Source organism: Pseudomonas sp. CC120222-01a, from assembly GCF_003097235.1.
Classification (GTDB): domain Bacteria; phylum Pseudomonadota; class Gammaproteobacteria; order Pseudomonadales; family Pseudomonadaceae; genus Aquipseudomonas.
Window position 1 is genome coordinate 108421 of the sequence record NZ_QEQQ01000019.1, and the last position, 10914, is coordinate 119334.

General features: G+C 63.7%; 13 protein-coding genes and 1 pseudogene. 7 read left to right on the forward strand and 7 right to left on the reverse strand.

All coding sequences use genetic code 11. The features are described 5' to 3' along the window. Nucleotides 1-38 precede the first annotated feature (38 nt). Both hemF and aroE read left to right on the forward strand, forming a co-directional pair. Entirely contained in the window at nt 39-950 is a 912-nt protein-coding gene (gene hemF / locus N430_RS21980) for an oxygen-dependent coproporphyrinogen oxidase (protein ID WP_110638928.1), read from the forward strand. A 25-nt stretch (nt 951-975) separates the two neighbouring features. Beyond that, nucleotides 976-1800 carry a shikimate dehydrogenase gene (gene aroE, locus N430_RS21985; RefSeq protein WP_110638929.1) on the forward strand — a complete coding sequence of 275 codons (825 nt, stop codon included), beginning with the start codon at nt 976-978 and terminating at the stop codon, nt 1798-1800. A 74-nt stretch (nt 1801-1874) separates the two neighbouring features. Here aroE and choX read toward each other — a convergent pair whose 3' ends face one another. Further along, nucleotides 1875-2798, reverse strand: a complete 924-nt coding sequence (gene choX / locus N430_RS21990) for a choline ABC transporter substrate-binding protein (protein WP_110638930.1) — start codon at nt 2796-2798, stop codon at nt 1875-1877. 14 nt (nt 2799-2812) lie between these two features. After that, nucleotides 2813-4330 carry a choline-sulfatase gene (gene betC, locus N430_RS21995; protein ID WP_110638931.1) on the reverse strand — a complete coding sequence of 506 codons (1518 nt, stop codon included), beginning with the start codon at nt 4328-4330 and terminating at the stop codon, nt 2813-2815. Between the two features lie 108 nt (nt 4331-4438). Here betC and N430_RS22000 point away from each other — a divergent pair, with 108 nt between their 5' ends. Further along, entirely contained in the window at nt 4439-5338 is a 900-nt protein-coding gene (locus N430_RS22000; protein WP_110638932.1) for a LysR family transcriptional regulator, read from the forward strand. Nucleotides 5339-5461: 123 nt separating this feature from the next. Here the strand turns inward: N430_RS22000 and N430_RS22005 are convergent, their stop codons facing one another. Further along, a complete protein-coding gene (locus N430_RS22005; protein WP_110638933.1) occupies nt 5462-6007 on the reverse strand; it encodes an NAD(P)H-binding protein in 546 nt (181 codons plus the stop codon). A gap of 55 nt (nt 6008-6062) precedes the next feature. Here N430_RS22005 and N430_RS22010 point away from each other — a divergent pair, with 55 nt between their 5' ends. Next, nucleotides 6063-6395, forward strand: coding sequence for a DOPA 4,5-dioxygenase family protein (locus N430_RS22010; protein WP_110638934.1), 333 nt, complete (start codon nt 6063-6065; stop codon nt 6393-6395). Nucleotides 6396-6500: 105 nt separating this feature from the next. Here the strand turns inward: N430_RS22010 and trpA are convergent, their stop codons facing one another. Together trpA and trpB are read right to left on the reverse strand one after the other, a co-directional pair. After that, nucleotides 6501-7310, reverse strand: a complete 810-nt coding sequence (gene trpA, locus N430_RS22015) for a tryptophan synthase subunit alpha (RefSeq protein ID WP_110638935.1) — start codon at nt 7308-7310, stop codon at nt 6501-6503. Next, nucleotides 7307-8524 (reverse strand): tryptophan synthase subunit beta, encoded by a 1218-nt coding sequence (gene trpB / locus N430_RS22020; RefSeq protein ID WP_085676592.1) that lies wholly within the window; start codon nt 8522-8524, stop codon nt 7307-7309. The genes trpA and trpB overlap by 4 nt, the downstream gene beginning before the upstream one ends. A gap of 110 nt (nt 8525-8634) precedes the next feature. Between trpB and N430_RS22025 the strand changes: the two genes are divergently transcribed. Then, complete coding sequence (locus N430_RS22025) at nt 8635-9531, forward strand: LysR family transcriptional regulator (protein WP_110638936.1); 897 nt, start codon at nt 8635-8637, stop codon at nt 9529-9531. Here the strand turns inward: N430_RS22025 and N430_RS22030 are convergent. Next, nucleotides 9528-9851 carry a YqjD family protein gene (locus N430_RS22030; protein WP_110638937.1) on the reverse strand — a complete coding sequence of 108 codons (324 nt, stop codon included), beginning with the start codon at nt 9849-9851 and terminating at the stop codon, nt 9528-9530. The genes N430_RS22025 and N430_RS22030 overlap by 4 nt on opposite strands. 150 nt (nt 9852-10001) lie before the next feature. Between N430_RS22030 and N430_RS22035 the strand changes: the two genes are divergently transcribed. Beyond that, nucleotides 10002-10217 (forward strand): dodecin, encoded by a 216-nt coding sequence (locus N430_RS22035; RefSeq protein ID WP_110638938.1) that lies wholly within the window; start codon nt 10002-10004, stop codon nt 10215-10217. Between the two features lie 105 nt (nt 10218-10322). Further along, nucleotides 10323-10544: a DUF1161 domain-containing protein gene (locus N430_RS22040; protein WP_110638939.1), complete on the forward strand. Its 222-nt coding sequence runs from the start codon at nt 10323-10325 to the stop codon at nt 10542-10544. Between the two features lie 223 nt (nt 10545-10767). Here N430_RS22040 and N430_RS22045 read toward each other — a convergent pair. Then, a pseudogene (locus N430_RS22045) lies at nt 10768-10914 on the reverse strand (IS110 family transposase); the annotation flags it as partial.

A 10914-nucleotide genomic window follows, 5' to 3' on the forward strand; every position in this document is an offset into this window, starting at 1 on the left:
ACGCGGCGAATTCTTCCCTGCCCGTTCCTGGTGACCCGATGACTAGCCGCACCGAGGCCGTGAAAGCCTACCTGCTCGACCTGCAAGATCGCATCTGCTCTGCCCTCGAAGCCGAAGACGGCGGCGCCCGCTTCGTCGAGGACGCCTGGGTGCGCGAAGCCGGTGGCGGGGGCCGCACGCGGGTGATTGGGGATGGCAAGCTGATCGAGAAAGGCGGGGTCAACTTCTCCCACGTGTTCGGCGCCGGCCTGCCGCCATCGGCCAGCGCCCACCGCCCAGAACTCGCGGGCCGTGGCTTCGAGGCTCTGGGCGTGTCGCTGGTGATCCACCCGCACAACCCGCATGTGCCGACGTCCCACGCCAACGTGCGTTTCTTCATCGCCGAGAAGGAAGGTGAAGAGGCAGTCTGGTGGTTCGGCGGCGGCTTCGACCTGACCCCCTATTACGGCAACGAAGAAGATTGCATCCATTGGCACCGCGTGGCCGAGCAGGCCTGCGCGCCGTTCGGCGCCGACGTGTACCCGCGCTACAAGGCCTGGTGCGACCGCTACTTCCACCTCAAGCACCGCGGCGAGCCGCGTGGCATCGGCGGCCTGTTCTTCGATGACCTGAACGAGTGGGACTTCGACACCTGCTTCGCCTTCCTGCGAGCCATCGGTGATGCCTACGTCGAGGCCTACCTGCCGATCGTCCAGCGCCGCAAGAACACCCCTTTCACCCCGCAGCAGCGCGAATTCCAGGAATATCGCCGCGGCCGCTACGTGGAGTTCAACCTGGTCTATGACCGTGGCACCCTGTTCGGCCTGCAGTCCGGTGGCCGCACCGAGTCGATCCTCATGTCGCTGCCGCCTCAAGTGCGCTGGGGCTACGACTGGAAGGCCGCACCCGGCAGCGAGGAAGCACGCCTGACCGAATACTTCCTGCAGGACCGCGACTGGCTCGGCCAGTAAGCCTGTGGATAAACAAGGAATCGCCATGGACCAGTACGTTGTTTTCGGTAATCCCATCGGCCACAGCAAGTCGCCGCTGATCCACCGCCTGTTCGCCGAGCAGACCGGCCAGGACCTGGAATATGCCACCTTGCTGGCGCCGCTGGACGAGTTCAGCGATTGCGCACGCGGCTTCTTCAAGCAAGGCAGCGGCGGCAACGTCACCGTGCCGTTCAAGGAAGAGGCCTATCGCCTGTGCGACAGCCTCACTCCACGTGCCCAGCGTGCAGGCGCGGTGAACACGCTGAGCAAGCTGGCTGATGGCACACTGCAGGGCGACAACACCGACGGTGCCGGCCTGGTGCGTGACCTGACGGTGAATGCTGGGGTAGAGCTGGCTGGCAAGCGCATTCTCATCCTCGGTGCCGGTGGTGCCGTGCGTGGCGTGCTGGAGCCGATCCTGGCGCACCAGCCGCAGTCGTTGGTGATTGCCAACCGTACCGTGGAAAAGGCCGAGCAGCTGGCGCGGGAGTTCGATGAACTGGGGCCGGTGGTAGCCAGCGGGTTTGCCTGGCTGCAGGAGCCGGTGGACGTGATCATCAATGCCACCTCGGCGAGCCTGGCCGGTGAGCTGCCGCCGATTGCCGACAGCCTGATCGAGCCGGGGCGCACGGTGTGCTACGACATGATGTATGGCAAGGAGCCGACGCCGTTTTGCCAGTGGGCCGAGAAGCTGGGTGCGGCCAAGGTGCTGGATGGGTTGGGGATGCTGGCTGAGCAGGCGGCGGAAGCCTTCTTCATCTGGCGCGGGGTGCGGCCGGATACGGCGCCGGTTCTTGCTGAACTCCGCCGACAGCTTGCTCGGGGCTGATCCTTCAGGATTACCCATCTCCCTTGTGGGAGCGGGCTTGCCCACTCCCTCAGAGTAATCGGATAAGCCGGGAATCAGAGCTTGGCTTTGACGGCCTCCAGGGCATTGCCATCAGCCTTGGTGGTCACCCCCGCCAACCACCCTTCCAGCCGCTCGGGGTGCTGCTTGACCCAAGCCTTGGCCGCCTCATCGAAACTGATCTTCTTATCCACAACCTCGGCCATGATGGTGTTTTCCATGTCCAGGGTGAAACTCAGGTTACCCAGCAGCTTCGCTGCATTCGGGCAGGCTTGTGGATAACCTTTGCGGGTCAGGGTGAACACTTCGCCCTTGCTGCCGAACCACTTCTCCCCGCCCGTCAGGTAGTGCATCTTCAGCTTCACGTTCATCGGGTGCGGCGTCCAGCCGAGGAAGGTGATGAACTGCTGTTTCTTCACCGCCCTGTCCACCTGCGCCAGCATCGCCTGCTCGCTGGACTCCACCAACTTCCACTGGCCTAGGTTGAATTCGTTCTTGTCGATGATTTCCTTCAGCGACAGGTTCGCTGGCGCACCGGAGCCGATGCCGTACAGCTTCTTGTCGAACTGGTCAGCGTGCTTCTGCAGGTCGGCAAAATCCTTCACCCCGGCATTCCATACGTAATCCGGTACCGCCAGGGTGAACTCGGTGCCTTCCAGGTTACGTGACAGCTGCTGCACATCACCATTGGCGATGAACTTGTCATGGAAACCCTGCTGCGCCGGCATCCAGTTGCCGAGGAAGGCGTCGACCCGGCCGTCCTTGAGGCCGCCGTAGATGATCGGTACCGCCAGGCTGTCGATCTTCACCTGGTAGCCCAGGCTTTCCAGCAGCAGCCGGGCGACGGCGTTGGTCGAGGCGATGTCGCTCCAGCCGGGGTCGGCCATCTTCACGGTGCTGCATTGTGCGTCGCTGTCGGCGGCGTGGGCCGCGGTGGTGGCAAGAGCCAGGGCGAATACGACGGTGGAGAACTTGTGCATGGCGGCCTCTCTTCTCAATCCATGGGGGCGGGCTGTGGATAACGTGCCTTGCGCTCGAGGTCGTCGAGATCGATATGGTTGCGCATGTACTGTTGGCTGGCGTCCACCCATGGTTGGTGGTCCCAGCTTTTCAGCTTGCCGATGGCCAGCGCCTCGGCCACCAGACGGCGGCGGCGTTGGCTGGCCAGCACTTGCTGACGCAGGCTGGGGATATCCCAACGCTGGTGTGCTTCCTCGACGAATGCCTGCAGCAGCGCCTGATGGTCCGGGCTGCCAGTGAGGTTCTCCCGCTCGTGCGGGTCGCGGCTCAGGTCATAGAGTAGGCAGGGGTCATCTTCGCTGTACACGAATTTGTACGGCCCACGGCGGATCATCATCAACGGACCGACGGTGCCTTCGGCCATGTATTCGCCGATCACTTCGTCGTGGCCGCCCTGCCCTTGCAGGTGGCCAAGCAGCGAGCGGCCGTCCAGGTGCAGATGGTTATCCACAGCGCCGCCGGCCAGTTCGACCAGGGTTGGCAGCAAGTCGCAGGTCGATACCGAAGCTGCGACCCGGCCAGGTGCAAAGCGTTTGGGGGCGTGAACGAGCAGCGGTACGCGTGCCGACATCTCGAACCAGTGCATCTTGTACCAGAGCCCGCGCTCGCCAAGCATGTCGCCGTGGTCACCGGAGAACACGATCAGGGTGTCGTCGGCCAGGTTGCATTCTTCCAGGGTCTGCAGCAGTTGGCCGATGTTGTCGTCGATGTAGCTGCAGGCGCCGAAGTAGGCGCGGCGTGCGTCGCGGATCTTGTCCACAGGCAGTGGCTTGTTCCACAGGTCGTAGACCTTGAGCAGGCGCTGTGAGTGGGGGTCGAGTTCGGCCTGGCTGAATTCGGCGCGGGGCATGGGGATATCCACAGCCTCGTAGCGATCCCAGTAGTGCTTGGGGATGGTGTAGGGGTCGTGCGGGTGGGTCATGGACACGGTCAGGCAGAACGGCCGGCCATCGTTTTCGCGCACGTGGTCGTAGAGGTACTGGCGCGCCTTGAACACCACTTCCTCATCGAAATCCAGCTGGTTGGTACGCACGCAGGGCCCGGCCTGCAGCACCGAGGACATGTTGTGGTACCAGCTCGGGCGCACGTCTGGCTCATCCCAGTTCACTGCCCAACCGTAGTCGGCCGGGTAGATGTCGCTGGTCAGGCGTTCCTCGTAACCATGCATCTGGTCCGGGCCGCAGAAGTGCATCTTGCCCGACAGCGCGGTGCGGTAGCCCAGGCGGCGCAGGTAGTGTGCATAAGTCGGCACATCGGCGGGGAAATCGGCCGCGTTGTCGTAGGCGCCGATGCGGCTTGGCAGCTGGCCACTGACCAGGGTGAAGCGTGACGGTGCGCACAGCGGGCTGTTGCAGTAGGCCGAATCGAACACCACCGCCTGCTCGGCGAGGCGGCTGAGGTGGGGCATCTGGATCGGCGAAGGGCCGTAGATCGGCAGCAAGGGCGCGGCCATCTGGTCGGCCATGATGAACAGGATATTCGGGCGCGTCATGGTGGCTTCCATCGTTGAGGATTATGCGAACCGCTTGTCTACCAAGATGCGACTGTGGATAACATGGGTAAAGCCCATGGCGGGCAATGTCTGGGATTAGCTGAGCTTATGTTTGATCACCTTGCCGAGTTGTCGCTGGATGCGTTGCGCGTATTCGAGGCTGCGGCCCGCTTGCGTGGCTTTACCGCAGCGGCATTGGAACTGGGCACCACTCAGCCTGCGGTGAGCCAGCAGGTGAAGCGCCTGGAGGCGCAACTGGGCACCCGCCTGTTCGACCGGATCTACCGTGGCATCGAGCTGACTGAGGCGGGCCAGCTGCTGTTCGAGCAGGTGCACCAAGGCCTGCAGGCGATGGATGACGGCATTGCCCAGGCCAGTGGGCGCGGCCAGCGTGAAGTGCTACAGGTGGCCACCGACTTTGCCTTCGCGGCGTTCTGGCTGATGCCACGGCTGCAGCGCTTTCACGAGGCTTATCCACAGGTCGATGTGAGCCTGGTGACCGGTGAGCGCAGCCAGGGGATGCTGCGCCCGGATATCGATGTGGCGGTGCTGTTTGGGGACGGGCGCTTCCATCAGGGCGAGAGCCGCTGGTTGTTCGACGAGGAGGTTTTCCCGGTTTGCAGCCCGCGGCTGATTCATGGCAAACCCTTGTCAGCCGTGGCTTTACAACGATTGCCGTTGCTTCATTTGCGCGGTGAGCAGGCTAGCCGCTGGTTTGACTGGGCGGGGGTGTTTCGCGGGTTTGGCGTGGCCAGCCCGCCGCCGCCGGGGCAGCTGCGGTTCGATAACTACACCTTGTTGATTCAGGCGGCGATTGCCGGCCAAGGGGTGGCGATTGGCTGGGGGCACCTGGTGGATGGGCTGGTGGAGCAAGGGTTGCTGTGTCGGCCGCTGGAGGGGAGTTTGCGCTCGGCGCGGGGGTATTACGTGGTGCTGCCGCCGCGCAAGCGGCGTGGGGCGTTGATCGAGCGGTTTGTGGATTGGCTGGAGCAAGAGCGCAGCCTTTGAGATTTTGGGGCCGCTTTGCGGCCCTTTCGCGACACAAGGCCGCTCCCACAAAAGACCTGCGTACGCCGACCGATGTGGGAGCGGCCTTGCGTCGCGAAAGGGCTGCGCAGCAGCCCCGGCAATCTAGACCACAAAGTTCAGATGTTCGCCTTGGTGCAAGTCCAGCTCCAGCATATCAATCATCCCCGCCGCCACCCGTGCCGACCCAACCTCTGGCAGTGTTGGCGGCATATTGATCAGGGTCCAGCGCAACGAGCTGCGCTGCAGCCTATCGACCACTTCATCCACCGCTTCACGCTGTTCTTCGCTGTACTTCCCCGGCGCATCCAGCACATCGAAATCGCCCACCAGCAACAGCCGGCGTATAGTCGTGCGGGCCAGCCCGGCCACCAGCGCTTCGCTAGCCCGCGCCTGGGCCGCCAGATCACCCGGCGCCAGCAGGGCAATAACCGCCGAGCCTCCTGCCGCACCCTGCTCCGCCTGGTCGGCATCGTCCAGCGCGCCTATCTTGAAATGCAGGCCAGGGCGTGGCGCATGGCGGTTGAGGTCGTCGACCACCGCAATGACCTCGTGCTGGCGCGCCAGCAGTTCGCTCATCAGGGCATTGCCCAGGCTGCTTTCAGCCCCGAACAACACCAGTTTGAACACTGGGGTTTCGGCATTTTTCACCACATCACTCCCTTTGCAGGTGGGGGTGATGGTTGGACCGCAATCAGGAGTTATCGTGCAGAGGATCAAGGGTTACCACGCCCACGTGTACTACGACGCATCCACTATCGAGCAAGCCCGTGAGCTTTGCGAGGAAGCGGCGCGGCTGTTTCCCGTGACCATGGGGCGCATGCACCAGAAACCGGTCGGACCGCACCCGGACTGGAGCTGTCAGCTGGCTTTCGAGCCGGAATTCGTGGGGGTGGTGTTGCCTTGGTTGGCGCTGTATCGGAAGGGCCTGGTGGTGTTTCTGCATCCGCTGACCGGGGATGAGCTGGCGGATCACCGGGATCATGCGATCTGGATGGGGGCTGTGCGGCCTTTGAAGCTGTCGATCTTTGGCGGGTAGAGCGCAGTAGCCTGTGCTGGCCTCTTCGCGGGCGCGCCCGCTCCCACAAGGACGGCGCAGTTCACCGTGTGGGAGCGGGCTTGCCCGCGAAGCAGGCGACGCGGTTTAGCGACGAGCGCCGCGCACGCCTTCAGCCAGTGCCGAGCACAGGCTCAGTACATCGCTCACCGCCTGACCGGCATCCTTGGCCTGGGCAATCTTGTCGACCAGCGCCGAACCGACCACCACACCATCGGCCAAGCGGGCGATCGCGGCGGCCTGCTCCGGTGTACGAATACCGAAACCAACGCTGATCGGCAGGTTGGTATGCCGACGCAGGCGGGCAATTGCCTCGGTCACGTGCTCGGTAGTCGCGGAACCGGCACCGGTCACGCCCGCCACCGACACGTAATAGACGAACCCGGAGCTGCGCTCCAGCACGCGCGGCAGGCGCGCATCGTCGGTGGTCGGGGTGGTCAGGCGGATGAAGTCGATGCCTGCAGCCTGGGCCGGGGTGGCCAGCTCGGCGTCGTGCTCTGGCGGCAGGTCGACGATGATCAGGCCATCGACGCCCGCTTGCTTGGCTTCGGCAACGAACTTATCCACACCGAAGCGGTGGATCGGGTTGTAGTAACCCATCAGCACGATTGGCGTGGTGTGGTTATCCACACGGAACTCGCGGACCATCTGCAGGGTCTTGGCCAGGGTCTGGCCGGCTTCCAGGGCGCGCAGGGTGGCGAGCTGGATGGCCACGCCATCGGCCATCGGATCGGTGAACGGCATGCCCAGTTCGATCACATCGGCGCCGGCTGCCGGCAGGCCCTTGAGTATCTGCAGCGAAGCGTCATAGCCCGGGTCGCCAGCAGTGACGAAGGTGACCAGCGCGGAACGGCCTTCGGCCTTCAGCTCGGCGAAGCGTTGTTCAAGACGGCTCATGCCTGTTTCTCCTGGGCTGCCATGTGGTTCATCACGGTTTGCATGTCTTTGTCGCCGCGGCCGGACAGGCAGATCACCATCAGGTGGTCCTTAGGCAGGTTCGGTGCGCGCTTGATCGCTTCGGCCAGGGCGTGGGAGCTTTCCAGGGCCGGGATGATGCCTTCCAGGCGGCAGGTGGCGTGGAACGCATCCAGTGCTTCGTCGTCGGTGATGCTGACGTACTCGACGCGCTTCACTTCGTGCAGGTAGGCGTGCTCCGGGCCGATGCCTGGGTAGTCGAGGCCGGCGGAAATCGAGTGGGCGTCGGTGATCTGGCCGTCTTCATCCTGCAGCAGGTAGGTGCGGTTGCCGTGCAGCACGCCCGGTACGCCGCCGTTCAGGCTGGCGGCGTGCTTGTCGGTGTGCACGCCGTGGCCGCCGGCTTCGACGCCGATGATCTGCACGCTCGGTTCTTCGAGGAACTCATGGAACAGGCCCATGGCGTTGGAGCCACCGCCGACGCAGGCGATCAGGCTGTCTGGCAGGCGGCCTTCCTTCTCTTGCAACTGGGCGCGGGTTTCCTTGCCGATGATCGACTGGAAGTCGCGGACCATTGCCGGGTACGGGTGCGGGCCGGCTACGGTGCCGATCAGGTAGAAGGTGTCGTCGACGTTGGTGACCCAGTCGCGCAGGGCCTCGTTCATGGCGTCTTTCAGGGTGCCGGTGCCGGCAGTGACCGGAACGATCTCGGCGCCCAGCAGCTTCATGCGGAACACGTTGGCCTGCTGGCGCTCGATGTCGGTGGCGCCCATGTAGATCACGCAAGGCAGGCCGAAGCGCGCAGCCACGGTGGCGGTGGCCACGCCGTGCATGCCGGCGCCGGTTTCGGCGATCAGGCGCTTCTTGCCCATGCGCTTGGCCAGCAGCACCTGGCCGATGCAGTTGTTCACCTTGTGCGCGCCGGTGTGGTTGAGCTCTTCACGCTTGAAGAAGATCTTCGCGCCGCCGCAGTGTTCGGTCAGACGTTCGGCGAAGTACAGCGGGTTCGGGCGGCCGATGTAGTCGCGCTGGAAGTAGGCCAGTTCTTCGAGGAACTTGGGGTCGGCCTTGGCCGCTTCGTACTCGCGGGCCAGGTCCAGCACCAGCGGCATCAGGGTTTCGGCCACGTAGCGGCCGCCGAACGAGCCGAACAGGCCGTTGGCGTCGGGGCCGGGACGGTATTGGGACTGGGTCATGGGGCGCTCCAGGGCGTAATCGATGAGTGATGGGCTTTACTCTAACCACGGCAAGCCCGGCTGAAAACCGATAAGATTGCGCAAACTTGTCAGAAAAACTCACAGGTAAAATGGCCCACGACCTCCCTCCCCTCAATGCCCTGCGGGCCTTCGAAGCTACCGCCAGGCTCAACAGTGTCAGCCAGGCGGCCGAAGCGCTGCACGTCACTCATGGTGCCGTCAGTCGGCAGATCAAGGTGCTTGAAGAGCATCTGGGCGTAGCCTTGTTCGTCAAGGACGGGCGTGGCATCAAACTCACAGATGCCGGCATGCGTCTGCGTGACGCCAGCGGCGAGGCGTTCGACCGGTTGCGCAGTGTGTGCGCCGAGTTGAGCCGGGATGTGAGCGAGGCGCCGTTCGTGCTGGGCTGTTCCGGCAGCCTGCTGGCGCGCTGGTTCATTCCCCGCCTGGGGCGGTTGAAGGCTGACCTGCCCGAGCTGCGCCTGCACCTGTCGGCGGGTGAAGGCGACCTCGACCCACGCCGGCCCGGGCTGGATGCGTTGCTGGTGTATGCCGAACCGCCGTGGCCAGCGGACATGCAAGTCCACGTGCTGGCGCAGGAGCGCATCGGCCCGGTGCTGAGCCCGCACTTCGCCGGCTTCGACCGCTTGCAGGCAGCACCTGCCAAGGCCCTGCTGGACGAAGGCCTCCTGCATACCACTTCACGCCCGCAAGCCTGGCCAACCTGGGCGGCTGAGCAAGGCCTGGAAGCTGGCGCGTTGAAGTATGGCCAGGCGTTCGAACACCTGTATTACTTGTTGGAGGCAGCGGTTGCCGGCCTGGGGGTGGCGATCGCCCCACAACCCTTGGTTGCCGACGATCTGCGAGCGGGGCGTTTGAGTGCACCGTGGGGTTTTTCGCCGACGCCTGCCGCGCTGGCGTTGTGGGTGCCTCGGCGCGCCGCGGACGGGCGCGCCGAGCAACTGGCGCAGTGGCTACGTGCCGAACTGGCCAGGCAGAGCGCTTAGTTGCGCTTGCACAGCAGGTACGCCGCCAGCAGGCCCAGCGCGCCGATGGCAACGCCAGCAGTGGTGTATGGATGCTCCTGGGCGTAGTCGCGGGTGGCGATGCCGGTCTGGCGAGTGCGCTGTTTCACTTCCTCATAGGCGTCGCTGATCAGGCTGCGCGAATGGCGCAGCGCGCTTTCGGCGTTGCTGCGCATGGCCTTGACTGACTTCTGGGTTTCCTCGGAGGCATCGTGCTTCAGGTTCTCCAGGCTTTTCAGCAGGCTTTCGATCTCCGCTTCCATGCTCTCCAGGGACGATTTACGCAGCGAGTTGCGGTGCATGTTGACTCTCCTTTGCAGTATGGACTGTAAGGATTGCGACTCCCGGGCTGCGGGAAAGTGCGATCGAACTTTACCGAACGGTGGCGGCTCGCAGGTAAACCAGGCCTGCGCTGCTAGGCTCAATCTCACTGTCACCCAAGGAGAGCGCTCATGACCGATCATCACACCTACAAGAAGATCGAGCTGGTGGGTTCGTCCCACAACAGCATCGAAGAGGCGATCAACAATGCCTTGGCCGAAGCCGGCAAGAGCATCAAGCACCTGGAGTGGTTTGAAGTGGTCGATACCCGTGGCCATATTCGCGACAACAAGGCGGCACACTTCCAGGTCACGCTGAAGGTTGGCTTCCGCATCGCCAACAGCTGAAACATTCCCGGGCTGGAATAGCCCTGCGTGATGGCGTTATAACACCGGAGGGCGCCTTGGCGGCGCCCTTCTGGTCTTTTCTCATCTGTACAAGGAATGCGATCGATGACGAAACTGATGCTGGCGTTGGGTTTGATGGTGCTGGCCGGTGGGGCGATGGCCGCCGGCAAACCCTGTGAGGAGCTCAAGGCCGAGATCGCCTCGAAGCTCGATGCCAAGGGCGTGAAGGGCTACAAGCTGGAAATCGTCAACAAGGGCGAGCCGGCTGGCAAGGTGGTGGGCAGCTGTGAGGCGGGTCGCAAGGAAATTGTCTACCGCCGCGGCTAATGCGTTGGATTCTTCGCGGGTGAACCCGCTCCCACAGGTACTGCACAAGACTCAAAGGCGACACAAACCCTGTGGGAGATTCTATGGCCGAAGGCAATTTCTCAGTTGAACCGCCTTCGGCCTCTTTCAGCAATCTCCAGGCACAAGTCAGTGCGCCAGAGAATTTCTCTTCGGCGTTGGGTGCTATCCGTCAGTTTGGTTGGGCTGCGCAGCAGCCCCGGCCTCAGTTGGCCGGCTTAGCACCTCCGGTATATACCTCGGGCTTCCAGTCGGCCTGATGCCTCATCAGGCCGAAGGCCAGCCGAGCCAAGCGACGCGCAAGGATCACCAAGGCTTGGGTGGTTTTCTTCCCGCGTGCTTGATGATGGGC